Here is a 17,717-nt window from a genome sequence, read left to right as displayed (position 1 = left end):
TTGTCGTTAAAAACATTGTACCGTAAAAGGACTGTTATATGGCCTTTTTACTTTTACACAATTATACGGACTTTATCCGATTTTGCGGAGTTTTTGAATGAAGTGTTGAAAGATTTAGGGATTCAATTCTCTTTACAATTACATGGTAAAAATTATTATCTTCAGCATAATTTTCACGATGTTGTTTTGTCAATAAATGATATTAGTGAGGGTGAAAAAAATCTATTAGCTTTGTTATTTTTTTATTTTGAGTTGTATTCTGATAAAGAACAATTACAAATAAAAGAAACAATTGAGTTAATTGTTGTTGATGACCCGATATCTAGTTTAGATGAATCGAATAGATTTTATGTACTAGAAATTATAAAAAGGATTTTTGAAGAAGACCAACCACAAGTTTTTATCTTTACTCATTCTTGGAATGATTTCAGTAGCTTAGGCTACCGTTTGAATGATGAAAATGTTTATTCGTTATTTGAAGTGTACAAAAAAGAAACGAGCGAGGTTAGGAAAATTCATGAAAATTTACCTCCTTATAAACTACTATTCAAAGAAATTATAGAGGTAAGTAGAAAAAATTATTCAGAAGAGCTTACTGAAGCCGAAAGATATCATACTGCTAATAGCATGAGAAGAGTTTTTGAAGAATTTTTATATTTTAAAAAGCCAAATCTATTACCTCAACGTAGTAATCATTCAGCAATTGAAGAATTTTATATGAAAGCAACTGGTGAACCACTTAGTAATAACTATCGCAGGAAATTAGGTGAGTTACTAAGTTTTATAAATGTGCTTTCGCACACGCCTTATCGTTCAGATGCTGTGATTGCGAATGCAAAATTTTTGATGAATCTCATTCAGAAACTTGATAAAGTACATTATGATTCGATGATTTCTTAAAAAATATAATTAATAAAATGAAAGAAAAAGAAGGATAGGAAGTAAGTTATGAAATTACAAGAAGTAAGAAATATGTTAGGGAATGATTTTGAAGCCATTATTTCTGAGTTTGAAAGAGAAGGAATTGTATTTGAGTATCAATTCAGCTCTCTATATTCGATGTTTTGCAAGAAGTACACATATCAACTAGTTAAATTATTGGAGAAAGAAACTCAATTAGAAGTATCCTATGGCTATGCAGTTCCATATTTCTATTATTTCGATACTAATAGATTTGACCGTTCTGAGGCTACCAGAATTGCTAAAAAGTATCAAATAGATAAAGGAAATATGTAATAAAATAGTTTTTGGAACGGTTAATAAGATTTTCACATATATAAGAATGTTGATTTGTCAGCATTCTTTTTTATTTCAAATGTATTCTCGGAATTAGAACTTGGGGGTTATTAAACTCTTGATTTTTTCCATCAGCTATGGTATCCTTTTTGTTAGTTAATAAACTTACAAAAAGGAGAACAAATGTTTTCACCCACTAAATTAAAAGAAAAAAGAGAAAGTCAAGGGTTATCGCAATCACAACTTGCATCCAGTTTGGGAATCAGTAGAGCCTCATACTTTAATTGGGAATCAGGTAAAACAAAACCGAATCAAAATAATCTAAGTAAGTTGAGCCAGATTTTAACTGTCGACCCTCGCTATTTTGAATCAGAGTATGAAATAGTTGAAACTTATCTCAAGCTAACGGAAAAGAATCAAAAAGCGACACTTCATTATGCTACAGAATTGTTGAACAAACAGAATGAGAAGGTTGTAGACATTCCTGAGCGTTTTGCTTATAAGGTCTACGAAAAATTATCAGCTGGTACAGGAACAGCTTATTTTGATGATGGTAATTACGATACAGTTTACTTTAATCACCAATTTGATTATGACTTTGCATCATGGGTGTTTGGTAATTCGATGGAACCAACATATGAAAATGGTTCTGTAGCCCTTATTAAGCAAACAGGATTTGATTATGATGGAGCTATCTATGCCATAGATTGGGATGGTCAAACCTATATCAAGAAAGTGTATCGTGAAGAAAATGGGCTACGTTTAGTTTCACTCAATCGGAACTATTCAGATAAGTTTGCGCCTTATGATGAGAATCCTCGTATCATAGGGAAAATTGTTGGAAACTTTATGCCTTTAGAGGACTGAGTATGACTTGGTTTGATTATAGTCTCGAACCTAAAAGCGATATTGCCTTTATTGATATGAAATCTTTTTATGCAAGTGTGGAGTGTGTAGATAGAGGCCTGCATCCACTTAAGACTTCACTTTGTGTTATGAGTCGAGCAGATAATTCTGCTGGGTTAATCCTTGCTTCCTCTCCTATGTTTAAGAAGGTATTTGGGAAATCAAATGTTGGACGTTCCTATGATTTACCATTTGATGTAAAGACTAGAAAGTTCTCTTACTATAATGCTAGAAAACAAGGTTTGCCGACAACGATAGACTATGTCCGTTATATAGAGGACTGGGCAAAATCAACAGTGATTGTTCCTCCGAGAATGGATACTTATATTGCAGTCAATATGGAGATTCAAAAAATCTTTCAAGATTTTGCAGCACCAGAAGATATTTATCCCTACTCAATTGATGAAGGATTTATAGATTTAACCAGTTCATTAAATTATTTTGTGCCTGATAAAAGTATTAGTCGAAAAGATAAGTTAGACATCATCTCAGCTGCTATTCAAAAAAAGATTTGGAGAAAAACAGGAATCTATTCAACGGTAGGTATGTCTAATGCCAATCCCTTATTAGCTAAGTTAGCACTTGATAATGAGGCTAAAAAAACTCCGACAATGAGAGCCAATTGGTCCTATGAAGATATTGAAAAGAAAGTATGGTCTATCCCTAAAATGACAGATTTCTGGGGAATTGGGAATCGGATGGAGAAGAGATTACATAGTTTAGGCATCTTTTCGATTAAAGAATTGGCTAAGGCTAATCCTGACTTGATTAAAAAAGAGCTTGGGATTATGGGACTAGAGTTATGGTTTCATGCTAATGGGATTGATGAAAGTAATGTTCATAAACCTTATAAGCCAAAGTCAAAAGGGATAGGGAACTCTCAAGTTTTACCTAGAGATTATGTCAAACAAAGAGATATTGAGATCATACTTCGTGAGATGGCAGAACAAGTTGCTGTTAGATTGAGAAGAGCTGGTAAGAAAGCAACTGTGGTTTCTATACACTTAGGGTATTCTAAAGTGGAACAGAAACGATCTATTCATACTCAAATGAAGATTGAACCAACTAATCAAACAGCACTACTGACAAACTATGTTTTAAAGTTATTTCACACTAAATATACTTCAGGAGCTATCAGAAGTGTTGCAGTGAGCTATTCAGGTTTAGTAGATGAATCATTTGGATTGATTTCATTATTTGATGATGTTGAGAAAATAGAAAAAGAAGAAAGGCTCCAGTCCGCAATCGATGCTATTCGAACAGAATTTGGTTTTACTTCACTATTGAAAGGGAATGCCCTGGATCAAGCTTCTAGAACAATCGCAAGAAGTAAACTCATTGGTGGTCATTCAGCTGGAGGATTAGATGGACTAAAATGATGAATCGTTCTTATTTACCTTTTTTGTCTGCAAGAGAGTATCAAGACCGTGGGATGGCTAAGTGGATGGGATTCTTTTTGTCAGAACATTCCAGTTCTCTTTGGGAAGAAAAAAATAGAGAAGACATCTCCATTTTCCTATCAATGGAAGAGAAAGTTCTATTTGTTCGTCAACTTTATACGAATGTATTCCCAGCAACTTTTGTTTGTAAGCTCTCAAATAGAAGAAAAGTAGTATCGGGTATTGTTAAAGAGATTGGGAGAGAGTCTATATCCATTAAATCAGACTCTGGTTTTCTTCGATTAAGATGGGGAGATATACTCGATATACAGATAGAAGGGGTAGATTTATATGAATCGTAAAGAATTATATGATGATAAATTACAGCTAGATTATTTTTCTGATTCTTATTTAAGGTTTGAGTCAGATTTTTACAAGTATTCTGCTTTAGATATACCATTGACATTTATCACTGATGATATTTTACGCACCATGGCTATGTCTCAGAAACATTATTTTAAATTAAACAAAAGCAAATCTTTAGACAATCGTGATCATTACTTTGTTTTTTCTATCAAGATGAACAAAGATAGTAGTGGGATTAGGCAGTATGAATATCAGAGACATTGTTTTAATTTGTAAGAGTCCGATAGGGCTCTTTTTTCTGTGATAATTTTATCAAAAAGTATTTGTTATACTTTTTTTAATTTAGATTTATCTAGGGGGTTTGGGGGCGTGCCACCACATTTTCATATCGTTTGTTTTTTAAACCGTGAGGTTTGAAATGGCAGGCGATATGATTTTTGGGATATTGTGGACACAATATCTGAGCTCGCAAAAGCCGAAAAAGAACCTTTTGAGGCTTTTAGGAAGCACCCGTATCCCATACGATATCGGGGATGCCCCGATAGAGGCAAGTAGAGAAGGAGTATGACAAGATGACAGACCAATACCGCATTATCCGTAAGGAAATCAATCTGACACCAGAGGAGCTGGAACAGATTCAGAAGCTGATGAAACAGGAACATGTAGAGCAATTTTCTCCCTTTGTTCGTCAAAAGCTACTTGATGCAATCGAGGGAAGAAAGTCAATGACGGATTGGTTTACCCTCTGGCAATCCCAAAAGATTGAACAAATCAGCCGAGATATTTTACAGGTGACTACCTTGGCTGAACAAAGCCACCAAATCACGGCAGATCACTTACGGATTATCTTGACCTGCGTAAAGGAGCTAATAGCAGAGGTTAACCAGGCTATCCCACTCAGTCAAGACTTTCGGGACAAGTACATGGGAGGTTAGGGATGGAAAATCGTTACCGAACTAATCTTAAAAAAGTTTTTCTGACAGACCAGGAACTTGCGACCTTGCACGACCGTATCGGACAGAGTAGCTGTAAAAATTTCTCTGCTTATGCCAGAAAAGTTTTGCTTAACCCTAACATGACCTTCCTAACCATTGACACCAGCAACTATGAAGATCTGGTCTTTGAACTGAAACGTATCGGAAACAACCTTAATCAAATTGCACGGACGGTCAATCAGACTCACATCTTAAAACCATGTGACCGTGAGTTGTTGGTACAGGGCATTGGTCAATTGATTAAAGAAGTTGAAAGTGACTTTAATATTAAATGCCAGCAACTGAAGGAGTTTTATGGTAGTCACTAAGCACTTTGCGGTTCACAGCACCAAGTACCGCAAGAGCCTTATCAAGTATATTCTCAATCCTGAAAAGACGGAGCGGTTGAAGTTGGTTTCTGATTTTGGCATGAGGAACTATTTGGTTTTTCCTAGTTATGAGGAGATGGTGGATATGTATGAGGCCAACTTAACTAACAATGACAGGCTCTACGATTCCAGAAACGACCGCCAACAGGTCAAACAAACTAAAATTCATGCCCATCACTTGATTCAGTCTTTCTCACCTGATGATAAGCTGACACCAGAGGAAATCAACCGCATTGGCTACGAGACTATCAAGGAACTGACAGGTGGAAACTTTCGTTTTATCGTGACAACCCACACAGATAGAAACCATGTGCATAATCATATCCTGATAAACTCTGTGGACCTCAATTCTGACAAGAAGCTCAAATGGGATTACGCTCAAGAGAGAAACCTTCGCATGATTTCTGACCGCTTGGCAAAGGAAGCAGGGGCAACGATTATCCAGCCTAACCGTTATTCGCACGAGAAGTTTGAGGCTTACCGCAAGACCAATCATAAGTTTGAACTCAAGCAACGGCTTTATTTTCTCATGAAACACAGCAAAAACTTTGAGGACTTTTTGGCCAAGGCTCCTGCTCTAAACGTGGAGATGGATTTTTCTCACAAGCACGCCAGATTCCTCATGACTGACCGAGAGATGAAACAGATCATTCGCGGTAAGCAACTGGATAAGAGACAGCCCTACACCGAGGACTATTTCCGAGAGCATTTTACGACACGAGCCATTGAGCAGCGATTGGATTTTCTTTTGCCTAGAGCCCGTGACCTCTCTCATCTTTTTGAAATGGCAGAGCAGTTAAACCTGACAATCTCCCTGAAGAAAAAACATGTGACCTTTACCTTGACTGAGAACGGTCGAACCATTTCTATAGAGAATAAAAAGATTAGTACGAAGAACTTGTACGATGTCCAGTTCTTTGAAGATTATTTTGACCAAAGAGAATCTATAACAGATCCTGACTTGACTAATCTTGTCGCTGATTTTAAGACCTATCAAGAAGATCAGGACAAGAATAAACTCCCTAGTGAGGAACTCCTAGCAGCCTACAAGGATTTCAAGGAGAAGCGGGATAAGATTCAAGAGTTTGAAGTTGTTCTAGCTGACCATCAGATTGATAAGGTGGTTAAGGATGGTCTTTTAATCAAGATGAATTACGGCATCAAAAAAGACGGCTTGGTCTTTATACCAAATCGTAACCTAGATATTCACGAGAGTGATAAGGGCAAGTCCTATCATGTTTTTATACGAGAGACCGCCCAGTTTTTCATTTATAACAAAGAAAGTTCAGATCTCAATCGTTACATGAGAGGGCGTGAACTAATCCGTCAACTTACTCACGACAGCACGCATATCCCTAAACGTAGGCGGACAATGATTGCCAGTCTTAAAGAGAAGATAGCAGAAATCAATCTTCTCATTGAGTTAGAAAACAGCAACCAATCTTACCAGGAAATCAAAGATGAGTTAATCAGAGACATCGCCCAACTGGATTTGACTATTACAGATTTGCAGGATAAACTAGCTCATCTTAATAAGGTAGCAGAAGTACTAATTAATCTCAATAATTCTGACCCAGAAAATAGAAGATTGGCAAAATATGATTATGCTAAGATGAACATGACGACAGCCATTAAAATGGAGCAGGTGGAGAAAGAGATTGAAGAAAATCAAAAATCCATGATGAAATCGATAGATGATTACGAATACAAGATTAGGAGACTGGAGAATTTTATCAATATACTTGATAACACAAGGCGTCAAAATATCACCAATTTAGAACACGAAAATAAATCAATCTAGTTGTTTGAGATACCATGGAAAAATTATAAGGCTGATAGTATTAATCTCACTATCAGCCTTACAGGTTATTTAACGTTTCAGAAAAACTATAATGTCAAGATTAACTAAACAATATCTAATTCCTTCAAATAGTTTTCTATCTTCATCAACATTAAAGGATTGTTATAAATCTTACATAACTCTCTTGCTTCTATATAATAATTTTTGACTTGTTCTTTGTCTAGAAATTTGGCTCCAGCATTTCCTACAAGAATAAGTAAGGGAGCCAGTTGGTAGCTTGTCTGTCTTTGTTTACAGAGTTCAATCGTCTCAAGTGCTTCTTGGATGGCTTCATTATATTTTTCCTTTGATACTAGGTAGTGAGCGTAGTTGTAACGAACTCTGATGTAGCCAAATAAAAACTCTTGATACTCAAAATTTTTTGTCTTATATAACTCCATCAATTGAGAGTAGTTTGCCTCATATTCTTGTTCACGACCCACTAAGGAATAGAAATTAGATAGAGTATTCAATGCTTTTAAATAAATCAGAGTATTTGAGGAGACTTTTAATAATATATTTTCCAATGAAGAAATTGCCTCACACTTACTGTCATATTGATAGAAGTCAATTATAGCTTTAATCCATTCAAGGTAAGTTCGGTCTTCTAGTGTTAGAAAAGTGCTTCGTTCAGCCTCTATTTTATAAAGATATTCTAAATCGTCATAATTCCTATCATCTAATAAGCGAGCAGCTAATTGCTTAAAGTTAGAGAGGTTAGACTTAACTTCGATTTGTTCATTGAAAAAGTAATCCAAAGGGACTTCAAGTCGTTGAGAGAGTTTGAATAACAAGTCTGCGGAGGGAATAAAATGACCTCTTTCAATTTTACTAATCTGACTTTGTTCACAAATTCCTTCTGCAAGAGTTTGTTGGGAGAGACCTAACTCTTTTCTCTTTACTCTGAATTTCTCAGCGAGTATATTCATAAAAAATATTATTCCTTTCTACTTAACTTAATTATATTTCTTTTAGTTAAAAATAGCAATTATTAAGATCTATTTATTCTTTTTAGGAATATAAAAGAAAAAAATTCCAAATATAAATATAAATTCTTGACTTTATGAGATATATCAGTTAAAATAAAGTCAAGGAAAAAGAAAGGGCTTTCATCACATGAGAAAAAAACGTGGAATTAATCAGTTGATGGCATTCTTATTGTTAGGTTCTATCGCATTTAGCAACGTCTTTTTTTACAGACAACCGAATCCGAAAGATACTTCAGCCTTCTCTTATGAAGTGAGGATAGGAGTACAAAATAAATCCAGTGGTCTTGATGTAGGTAAGGCAGATTAAAACCCGGTATTTTGCACGAGAATGATAGAGTTATAATTTATCTAAAAAACAAAAAATATAGAGCAACTTATTTAACTTTTTATAAGGAGGAGTTATTACTTATGACTAACTTTAATTCAAACGAAAAATTTTGTGGAAAAAGTTTAAAATCATTGTCTGCTGATGAAATGAGTTTAATATATGGTGCATCTGATGGTGCAGAGCCACGTTGGACGCCTACTCCTTTAATTTTGAAATCAGCTGCAGCTAGCTCGAAAGTATGTATTAGTGCACTTGTTTCTGGTGTTGGGGGGCTAGTTAGCTACAATAATGATTGTTTGGGGTAAATTAAAATGAAAAATGATTTTGTAATCGGAAAGAGTTTGAAAGAATTATCCCTTGAAGAAATGCAATTGGTTTATGGTGGCACAGATGGTGCTGACCCTAGATCAACAATTATATGTTCTGCTACATTAAGTTTTATTGCATCATATTTGGGTTCAGCTCAGACTCGTTGTGGCAAAGATAACAAGAAAAAATAAAATATTCAATTTTAAAAATAAAAGTTGCTCTTTATTTTCCTCTCTCGTAACTAATAATTTTGAGAGAGGTTTTTTATTAAAAAACAATAATAAGTCGTATAGGTTGGAGGTAAGTAAATGAAATATAAAATTAAAAATGTGCATAAAACATTGTTTATTAAGGAAAGATATCAAATATTATCTGAACGAAATGATAATTCCTTAAATAACTTTTCATTAAATAATTGGCGTTCTACAATGTCAATTATTTCTGAAAAAACTTTTGAAGAAATGTTGAAATTAAATAATTACAATAAAAAAATATTTTCTAACACTGTGAACTATGATTATACTGAGGAACAGATAAGACTATATTCAGAATATGCTGAAAATTCGGAATGGTATAAATTTGCGGAGGGTTCATTTGAAATATTTAGAAAACATCCCCAAAGAATTAATTTTAAGAAAGATTTTTCTAGAATTTTGGAACCCTTTATTATTAATTTGCTTAAATTAATCAATAATTATCTAGATAATAAAGAATACGAGTGGGTTGACAAGAATGGAAATATTCTTTCCTCTCTAGTATTTTATTTAGAAGATTTAATCTATCCTTGGATTGTTAAACCTTTGGTTTTAGAGATAAATTCATTGCGTGAAAAAGGTTTGCTTGAAGGGGAATCGGAGCAGCAACGGTACAAATATTTTATAACATTGCTTGACAAGGAAGATCATCTATTAAATTTTTATAACAAATATCCCGTTTTATTGAGGCAAATATCGGAGTCTTGTCTTCGGTTCTATACTTATTTTATAGAAATTTTATCAAATTTAGAAAATGATTTTAGTGTACTAGAAGAAGAATTAGGGCTAAGGGGGAAATTAAATGATATAAAATTTGGAAAGGGTGATACACACAGCGAAGGAAAAACGGTTTTGATACTCTTCTTTGATGACACGAAAATTGTTTACAAGCCTAAAAATTTAATAATCAATAACTCACTAAATACTATTGCTGAGTATATCCGAAAGGTTGATGAAAAAATTAGGATAAGAATACCTCGAACTATTGCTTATTCGGATCACAGCTATGAAGAATTTATTGATTATCTACCTCTAGAGCAAAAGAAAAAATTACCTGAATATTATTATAATTTCGGTGTACTTTTAGCATTTATATATTTATTTAATGGGAGTGATATACATTTTGAAAATTTGATTTCCTATGGAGATATGCCTGTAGTAATAGACTTTGAAACAATGTTACAGCAACCTCTATTTGATGATAAAACTGCTCAGAGTTTGCTGGATATTCTGTTTCACAGGGTGACTCGAACTTTGCTTCTTCCAACAGAGGGAGTGAAAAGGGAGGATGGTCTTGATGTTGAGATGAGTGCTCTTACAGGAAGTTTTAAGAAGGATGCTTTTAATGGTCAAGTTTTAATTAATTTAAATACTGATAAGGTAAAGTTTGATATTGGGAAAATTGATTTTGAAGGTGGGAAAAACCTCCCTATTCGGGATGGTGATATAGATTTTGATAAGTATATAAAAGATTTCAAAAGAGGTTTTAGGGATTTTTATCTGATATTTGAAGAGTTAAATAAAACAGAAGAATTTAAAATGCTATTAAAAGCAAACTTGTATGGTTTAAAGACAAGGGTACTTTTTAGAGATACAAATAGCTATGCTTCAGTACTATCTTTTTTATATCATCCTGATTTTTATGAAGAAATGTTAGATAGAGAAAAAGCATTGGAAAATCTCTGGAGCAATAAGTTTTCTAATCAAGGTATTGTAGCAAGTGAATGTGAACAAATGAGGTTATTAGATATTCCGATTTTTTATACAGATACACATTTCAACGAAATCTACGATGATTTTGGAAATCATTTTATTTCCCTACATCAATTTTCTGGATATGACTATTTTATGAAATATTTACCTAACAATAATTTGGAAGATTTAGAAAAGCAACTTGATATCATTGAAATTTATTTTCCAAGCTTTGATCAGCGAAAAAAAGGATACAAATTAAACTTATCTAATAGAGAAAAACTCCAAAATGAAAGTTTACTTACAATTCTGCATAATGAAGTAGAGAATATTGCAGACTCTTTGGTTATTAATAATATTTATGACGAATATCCAATTTGGAGTATACCTGTTAATTTTAAAGATTCAAAATGGTGTCTTGAACAAACGGGTAATGATATGTATAGGGGGAGAGCTGGAATACTACTGTTTATGTACTATGTAAAATTATTGAAAGATAAATCATCATATACTCAACTGTACAATAAAATGTTATCTGCAATTCCGCCATCTGTTTCTTTATCTAAGACCACATTTGGTTTAACTGGTGATCTAGGATATTTCATTGTTCTATCCATTATAGAGGATTACGATACAAATACTCTCGCATGCTTAAATTATATAAAGAGTGTTTTAACTGAGCTTGAAAAGACTAATTTTGCAAGTGTTTCAAACAAGTCTGACTATATTAATGGTCTTCTACCTTTAATTAATACACTGATAAGATATTATAGGAGAGGAATAGAGAGGGAACGTGTTCTAAGGCTAGTATTAAGTTTAGGTGATACGCTATATAATGATGTAAGCGAGAGAGATAATAGTAATTTTGGATATAGTTTTGGTCATGGACTATCAGGTGTAATTTTTACATTGAAAAATATTTATAAAGAGACAAGACTTAAAAAATATAAAGAATTAATTTTACAACTAGTTCCTAGGGAGAAAGTCCAAATTCATTCTTTGAAGTGGTGTAGTGGAGAATTTGGGACATTAGTTAATTATCCCCAAAGTGTTCCAGAGGAAATTGTAGCTAGTTTAGATAATGATACATTTTGCCATGGAAGTATGGCCATAATAAATTTTTACATCGACTTCATGAAAGAAATGGACACTAGTATGGAATTGGAGTCTTTATTGTGTAGTGTTATAATGAATAAATCAAAAGAAGGAGAGTATCGTATCGTCCAAACAAGCAATTTTCCAGATTTTTCTTTGTATACAGGTGTCACTGGTATTGCTTATACTTTTTTAAGGTATATCGCACTGAATCAGAATGATAAAAAGATAGTTATCCCCTCATTACTTGAAATCTAGCTTAATTTATAGTTTTGTTTCTAAAATTGAGGTGTTCACTTATTAAGTAATATAAAAATACCAAGATTGACTAGTTTAATACAAAACATATGTAATAATGTGAGCCAACAAAAGTCTGTTTTTGAACCATACTATCTTGAAAAATCTACTAAATTCAAATTGAGAGGATGAATTAAAATGAATAAAATATTTATATATGCAGGAGTGCGAAATCGTAACTCTAAGACTTTAGAGTATACTAAGAGACTTTCAAGTATCATTTCTAGTAGAAATAATGTTGATATATCTTTCAGGACACCTTTCAATTCAGAGCTAGAAATATCTAATTCTGATTCAGAAGAGTTGTTTCAGAAAGGAATTGATAGGCAAAGTGATGCTGATGATGGAGGCATTATAAAAAAAGAGTTATTAGACTCTGATATTATAATTATCTCTTCTCCTGTATATTTACAAAACGTATCTGTGGACACTAAAAACTTTATTGAAAGGATTGGGGGGTGGAGTCATCTTTTTCGATTAGCTGGAAAGTTTGTTGTAACATTAGATGTTTCTGAGAGTAACGGCTCTGATAATGTGTCAGAATATCTTAGAGATATATTTTCATATATGGGAGGACAGATCTTACACCAAGTTTCAATTACCAATTCACTCAAAGATATTGCAGAGGCTCAGTTGATGGAGGCAACTTATAAAATTGAAGATGTACTTGAAGGGAAAATTAAGTACAAAACAACGGATTATCAAGAAAGAGCTTACCAGACATTAAAATTAATTTTAGAAAATTATGATTCCGAACATTTTGAGAAGATATATTGGGAGAAAAAATGCCTTTTTGAAGCTAATAGTTTAGAGGAATGGTATTATGTTAAAAATATTAAATAACTCTGTCATATATTTATGTTTGGCGCCGTTATTATTCCTATTATTGATATTTTTTCCAAATGATTCATTAATCTATTTTTTTCGATTGATTTTAATTACGTTAATATCAATTACATTACATGAACTAGGTCATTTTTTAGTGGGAAGATGTTTATCTTATAAACTAGAGATGCTTGCTACTCCCTTTTTCTTCTATTTTAGAAAAAAAATGTATTTCAAATTTCCAGTGTTATTAGCATTCGGTTATTGTCAAATGAGTAATAGAAACATTACTAATGAAAAAAATAGTGATAGGAATTTGGTATTCTACTTCTTTGGGGGAGGTGGAGCTAACCTAATTGTCGCAATATTAGCACTTTTGGGATTTGTGCCGTACACATCAGAATTTTTTATTTTGAATATAATTCTTTTTATAGTCACGGTATGTTTACCAATTGATGGAACAGATGGCAATGCTATTAGAGAGATAGTTTTGTATTCAAAAGATTCAAAAACATATCAGAGATTCTTTGCGAACAGTCTCTATAATAATCCTTATATAACAATCGACGATTTTGCAAAATTAACCTCTAAAGAAAAATCTTTTTTTTCAAAATTTGAAAAATGTTTGATAAACCTTTACTTTGAAGTGAAAGGTGAAGGGTCAGCATTTACAATTGCTAATCATGAAGTTTTTGATTCAAATATTCAGGAAAATATTATCCATGAGTACTATAAATTACTACATAAATCTTCTGATTGGATTATTCCACAGAACTTATCTTTAGAAGAAGTTGTTTTTACCTTGTCAAACTATATTTACTCGAAAAATAATAAATATTTAGAAAAGATTAAGTATCTAAAGAAATTAGTAGATTTTAGACAAGAAGAAATTATCGACTTTATTTTGAACAAGGAGGAAGTATTGTGAAAATTCCAATGATATATCAAATGGAAAATTCAGAATGTGGATTAGCATGCTGTGCCATGATATTGAACTATTTTAAATATGAGATTTCTTTAAATGAACTACGTGAAATCTACCCATCATCCAGATCTGGATATTCTCTCCTATCTATAAGTAAAGTTTTAGGAGATTTTAATATAAGTTCTCATGCTTTTAAAGCTTCGGTAAGAGATTTAAAACCGCTCAGTTTCCCACTCATTTGCTTCTGGGAGAGTTCTCATTTTATTATTCTTGAAAAAATTAGTAAAAACAAGTTTTATATTTTAGATCCTGCAAAAGGCAGGCAGAGAATGTCAATAAGTGAATTTGAAAGGCATTATTCAAATATCATTTTAACATTTAAAAAGTTAGATAGCTTTATGTCTCGTAAAGATAATAAGAAGTCGCCTGTTTTAAAGTATTTTTTTAAGTATAGGAATAAGCTAGGGATTTTATTTTTTGTAACAGCATTATTGTATGTAATACAATCATTAGTACCTATAGCTAATAGATACATAATTGACACGAATTTCAAGGACGATTCGTATTCGTCTAGAATGTTATTTACTATATTATTTATATTTACTGTTTCATTCTCACTAATGTATTTATTAAGACAGATATATGTTGCATCCTTAAAATATATAATGGATAAAGAGATTAGCTATGATTTTATGAAACATTTGATATATTTACCTTACAGTTTTTATGAAAAACGTACTTTAGGGGATATACTTTTTAGAGCTAACTCTATTGTTTATATAAGAGAAATACTATCAAATAATTTTATAGCAGCTATACTTGATTTGTTAATGATTGTGGTTTATGCTGTGGTTTTATTTAGCTTTTCTAAGTACATGGTGATCTTTTTAATATCACTAAGTCTAGCTCTATCTATTGTAATGTATCCAATCATAAAAATCTCAAAAAATTTAATTGATAAAAATATAAAAGAAAAGGTTAATGTTCAAAATATTACTTCCGAAGTAATTTCTAAAAATAGTGATATTAAGCTAACTGGAGAAGAGGAATTTTGGATTAACAAATGGGATAATTTTAATACAAAACAGCTCATCATAGGTCGAAAACTTGATATACATTTATCAATTGTTAGTAGTATAACGAATGTTTTACAAATTATTCTCCCTGTTTTGACCCTTATTGTAGGTGTAAATATAAAAGCATTCGAACAATTGACGTTAGGACAAATTGTAGCAATAAGTACAGTCTCACCATACTTTATTTCTCCTATAATTTCTTTAAGTGATAACTATATACAATTAATGTTATTAAAGGGATATTTTTTAAGAATAGAGGATGTGTTTAATACTAAATCCGAATTAATTCCAGAAAGAGTCAGTCAAGATATAAAATTTGATAAAAAAATAGAATTAAAAGATATTTGGTATAAATATGGATTATTTGATGATTATGTTTTGAAAGGAATAAATGTTACTATTAAAAAAGGAGAAACTGTTGCTATTGTTGGAGAATCAGGTTCAGGTAAGAGTACATTAGCTAAAATTTTATTAGGTTTATTAGAACCTAATATTGGTTCAATAGAAGTTGATGGAGTAGAAAAAGAAGAAATTGGTCAAACATTGTATAGAAAGATTTTTGGAGCAGTGTTACAAAATTCAACCCTAAGTTATGGTACCTTAAGAGAGAATTTGACATTTGGACACTTTGTTTCAGATGAAGAATTAATGACAAATCTAAATTCAATTGGTCTTAGCAATGTAGTTAAGTCTTTACCTCTTGGATTAGAGACAATCATCGCTGAAGAAGGTAATAACTTTTCTGGAGGGCAGCAGCAAATGATACTTTTAGCTCGTTGTCTTTTGTCGAAACCTTCGGTAGTTGTTTTGGACGAAGCAACAAGTAGTTTAGATAATTTATCTCAACAAATTACAACTTATTACTTAAGTGAAATCGGTACCACTAAGATTTTAATTGCCCATCGACTAGATACTATCAAGTCTGCAGATAAGATCTTAGTAATGCATAATGGTGAAATTGTAGAGATTGGGACCCATAGAGAACTTCTTGAACTAGGAGGCGTTTATAAGCAATTGTATTCAAATAATTAGTTTTTGATTAAAAGGGTAAATTTATGAAGATTATGAAAAAAAAATATTGGACTTTAGCGATATTATTCTTTTGTTTGTTCAATAATTCTGTTACTGCTCAAGAAATACCTAAAAATCTTGATGGCAATATAACTCACACTCAGACTAGCGAAAGTTTTTCTGAATCTGATGAAAAACAGGTTGACTATTCTAATAAAAATCAAGAAGAAGTAGACCAAAATAAATTTCGTATTCAAATCGATAAGACAGAATTATTTGTAACAACAGATAAACATTTAGAAAAAAACTGTTGTAAATTGGAACTTGAACCACAAATAAATAACGATATTGTTAACTCTGAAAGTAATAATTTACTAGGCGAAGATAATTTAGATAATAAAATTAAGGAAAATGTTTCTCATCTAGATAATAGAGGAGGAAATATAGAGCATGACAAAGATAACTTAGAATCGTCGATTGTAAGAAAATATGAATGGGATATAGATAAAGTTACTGGTGGAGGCGAAAGTTATAAATTATATTCTAAAAGTAATTCTAAAGTTTCAATTGCTATTTTAGATTCAGGAGTCGATTTACAAAATACTGGATTACTGAAAAATCTTTCAAATCACTCAAAAAACTATGTCCCCAATAAAGGATATTTAGGAAAAGAGGAGGGAGAGGAAGGAATAATATCAGATATTCAAGATAGATTAGGTCATGGTACGGCTGTTGTAGCTCAAATTGTAGGGGATGACAATATTAATGGAGTAAATCCTCACGTTAATATTAACGTCTATAGAATATTTGGTAAGTCGTCAGCTAGTCCAGATTGGATTGTAAAAGCAATTTTTGATGCTGTAGATGATGGCAATGATATTATCAATCTTAGTACTGGACAATATTTAATGATTGATGGAGAATATGAGGACGGAACGAATGATTTTGAAACATTTTTGAAGTATAAAAAAGCTATTGATTACGCGAATCAAAAAGGAGTAATTATAGTAGCTGCATTAGGGAATGACTCGCTAAATGTATCAAATCAGTCAGATTTATTGAAACTTGTTAGTTCACGCAAAAAAGTAAGAAAACCTGGATTAGTAGTGGATGTTCCAAGTTATTTCTCATCTACAATTTCGGTCGGAGGCATAGATCGCTTAGGTAATTTATCAGATTTTAGCAATAGAGGGGATTCTGATGCAATATATGCACCTGCAGGCTCAACATTGTCTCTTTCAGAATTAGGACTTAATAACTTTATTAATGCAGAAAAATATAAAGAAGATTGGATTTTTTCGGCAACACTAGGAGGATATACGTATCTTTATGGAAACTCATTTGCTGCTCCTAAAGTTTCTGGTACGATTGCAATGATTATTGATAAATACAAATTAAAAGCTCAACCATATAATTATATGTTTGTAAAAAAAATTCTGGAAGAAACATTACCAGTAAAAAATGGTATAAAAGTGTTAAATATACCAAACGTATTGAAATATGATTTGAATATGCTACAATCAGAATATAAAAATGAACAAAGTTGGGATAGTTTCATAGATAATGTTAATTTAATTGAGTTGGAAAAGAGAATTCAAACTACTATTGAAATTAAACAAATAAACACACGTAATATTATTACTATTGCCCGAGAAGAGTACTCTCAAAATTATTTACCTAACACTTCAGAAAATACATATAATTCATTACAAGTCAGTTTAGTTGGAGTATTACTACTTTTTATAAGTATGGTAAATATTTTATGGGCTCAAAAAAGTAAATGAAAATAAAATTTGGAGCTTTCTGAAAAAGTAAGTCCTACAGTT

At 32.0% G+C, this 17,717-nt stretch carries 18 protein-coding genes; 17 read left to right on the top strand and 1 reads right to left on the bottom strand.

The annotated features are described in order from the left end of the window. The 9 genes from ACIY19_RS07415 to ACIY19_RS07375 all read left to right on the top strand — a co-directional run. Positions 1 to 900, top strand: a 900-nt coding sequence (locus tag ACIY19_RS07415) for an AAA family ATPase (protein ID WP_409003081.1), incomplete at its 5' end; no start/stop codon positions are given. A gap of 48 nt (positions 901 to 948) precedes the next feature. Then, positions 949 to 1,236, top strand: coding sequence for a hypothetical protein (locus ACIY19_RS07410; RefSeq protein ID WP_409003080.1), 288 nt, complete (start codon positions 949 to 951; stop codon positions 1,234 to 1,236). Between the two features lie 183 nt (positions 1,237 to 1,419). Beyond that, positions 1,420 to 2,103, top strand: coding sequence for a LexA family transcriptional regulator (locus ACIY19_RS07405; RefSeq protein WP_409003079.1), 684 nt, complete (start codon positions 1,420 to 1,422; stop codon positions 2,101 to 2,103). A gap of 2 nt (positions 2,104 to 2,105) precedes the next feature. Then, positions 2,106 to 3,521 (top strand): Y-family DNA polymerase, encoded by a 1,416-nt coding sequence (locus ACIY19_RS07400; protein ID WP_409003078.1) that lies wholly within the window; start codon positions 2,106 to 2,108, stop codon positions 3,519 to 3,521. Beyond that, positions 3,518 to 3,883 carry a hypothetical protein gene (locus ACIY19_RS07395; protein WP_000981959.1) on the top strand — a complete coding sequence of 122 codons (366 nt, stop codon included), beginning with the start codon at positions 3,518 to 3,520 and terminating at the stop codon, positions 3,881 to 3,883. The genes ACIY19_RS07400 and ACIY19_RS07395 overlap by 4 nt, the downstream gene beginning before the upstream one ends. Next, a complete protein-coding gene (locus ACIY19_RS07390; RefSeq protein WP_001080187.1) occupies positions 3,873 to 4,163 on the top strand; it encodes a DUF5960 family protein in 291 nt (96 codons plus the stop codon). Before ACIY19_RS07395 ends, ACIY19_RS07390 begins: the two co-directional genes overlap by 11 nt. 296 nt (positions 4,164 to 4,459) lie before the next feature. Further along, on the top strand, positions 4,460 to 4,822 hold the full coding sequence (locus ACIY19_RS07385; protein WP_033607245.1) for an SAG1252 family conjugative relaxosome accessory protein: 363 nt from the start codon (positions 4,460 to 4,462) through the stop codon (positions 4,820 to 4,822). A 2-nt stretch (positions 4,823 to 4,824) separates the two neighbouring features. Next, the gene (gene mobC, locus ACIY19_RS07380) at positions 4,825 to 5,190 is read left to right on the top strand and encodes a plasmid mobilization relaxosome protein MobC (protein ID WP_033607247.1); all 366 of its coding nucleotides are present in this window, start codon (positions 4,825 to 4,827) and stop codon (positions 5,188 to 5,190) included. Then, complete coding sequence (locus ACIY19_RS07375) at positions 5,177 to 7,051, top strand: SAG1250 family conjugative relaxase (RefSeq protein ID WP_033607249.1); 1,875 nt, start codon at positions 5,177 to 5,179, stop codon at positions 7,049 to 7,051. The genes mobC and ACIY19_RS07375 overlap by 14 nt, the downstream gene beginning before the upstream one ends. 104 nt (positions 7,052 to 7,155) lie before the next feature. Here ACIY19_RS07375 and ACIY19_RS07370 read toward each other — a convergent pair whose 3' ends face one another. Continuing rightward, positions 7,156 to 8,019 carry a helix-turn-helix domain-containing protein gene (locus ACIY19_RS07370; protein ID WP_409003077.1) on the bottom strand — a complete coding sequence of 288 codons (864 nt, stop codon included), beginning with the start codon at positions 8,017 to 8,019 and terminating at the stop codon, positions 7,156 to 7,158. 187 nt (positions 8,020 to 8,206) lie between these two features. Between ACIY19_RS07370 and ACIY19_RS07365 the strand changes: the two genes are divergently transcribed. The 8 genes from ACIY19_RS07365 to ACIY19_RS07330 all read left to right on the top strand — a co-directional run bounded on the left by ACIY19_RS07365 (position 8,207) and on the right by ACIY19_RS07330 (position 17,675). Next, complete coding sequence (locus ACIY19_RS07365) at positions 8,207 to 8,386, top strand: PhrA family quorum-sensing system peptide (protein ID WP_033607253.1); 180 nt, start codon at positions 8,207 to 8,209, stop codon at positions 8,384 to 8,386. A gap of 101 nt (positions 8,387 to 8,487) precedes the next feature. Beyond that, entirely contained in the window at positions 8,488 to 8,712 is a 225-nt protein-coding gene (gene pneA1, locus ACIY19_RS07360) for a two-peptide bacteriocin subunit PneA1 (protein WP_033607255.1), read from the top strand. Positions 8,713 to 8,718: 6 nt separating this feature from the next. After that, the gene (pneA2, locus tag ACIY19_RS07355; protein WP_000786759.1) at positions 8,719 to 8,907 is read left to right on the top strand and encodes a two-peptide bacteriocin subunit PneA2; all 189 of its coding nucleotides are present in this window, start codon (positions 8,719 to 8,721) and stop codon (positions 8,905 to 8,907) included. A 117-nt stretch (positions 8,908 to 9,024) separates the two neighbouring features. Beyond that, positions 9,025 to 12,015 (top strand): type 2 lanthipeptide synthetase LanM family protein, encoded by a 2,991-nt coding sequence (locus ACIY19_RS07350; protein WP_409003076.1) that lies wholly within the window; start codon positions 9,025 to 9,027, stop codon positions 12,013 to 12,015. Positions 12,016 to 12,192: 177 nt separating this feature from the next. Then, positions 12,193 to 12,897, top strand: a complete 705-nt coding sequence (locus ACIY19_RS07345) for a flavodoxin family protein (RefSeq protein ID WP_033607257.1) — start codon at positions 12,193 to 12,195, stop codon at positions 12,895 to 12,897. Next, on the top strand, positions 12,878 to 13,807 hold the full coding sequence (locus ACIY19_RS07340) for a M50 family metallopeptidase (protein ID WP_033607259.1): 930 nt from the start codon (positions 12,878 to 12,880) through the stop codon (positions 13,805 to 13,807). The genes ACIY19_RS07345 and ACIY19_RS07340 overlap by 20 nt, the downstream gene beginning before the upstream one ends. Continuing rightward, positions 13,804 to 15,912 (top strand): peptidase domain-containing ABC transporter, encoded by a 2,109-nt coding sequence (locus tag ACIY19_RS07335; protein WP_409003075.1) that lies wholly within the window; start codon positions 13,804 to 13,806, stop codon positions 15,910 to 15,912. Before ACIY19_RS07340 ends, ACIY19_RS07335 begins: the two co-directional genes overlap by 4 nt. A gap of 23 nt (positions 15,913 to 15,935) precedes the next feature. After that, positions 15,936 to 17,675: a S8 family peptidase gene (locus ACIY19_RS07330; RefSeq protein WP_409003074.1), complete on the top strand. Its 1,740-nt coding sequence runs from the start codon at positions 15,936 to 15,938 to the stop codon at positions 17,673 to 17,675. Positions 17,676 to 17,717: the final 42 nt, after the last annotated feature.

The sequence above is a fragment of the Streptococcus sp. ST14 genome (assembly GCF_046098195.1).
GTDB lineage: Bacteria > Bacillota > Bacilli > Lactobacillales > Streptococcaceae > Streptococcus.
The sequence above is the reverse complement of the archived record's forward strand: the minus strand, read 5'-3'. Positions and strand labels throughout refer to the sequence as shown.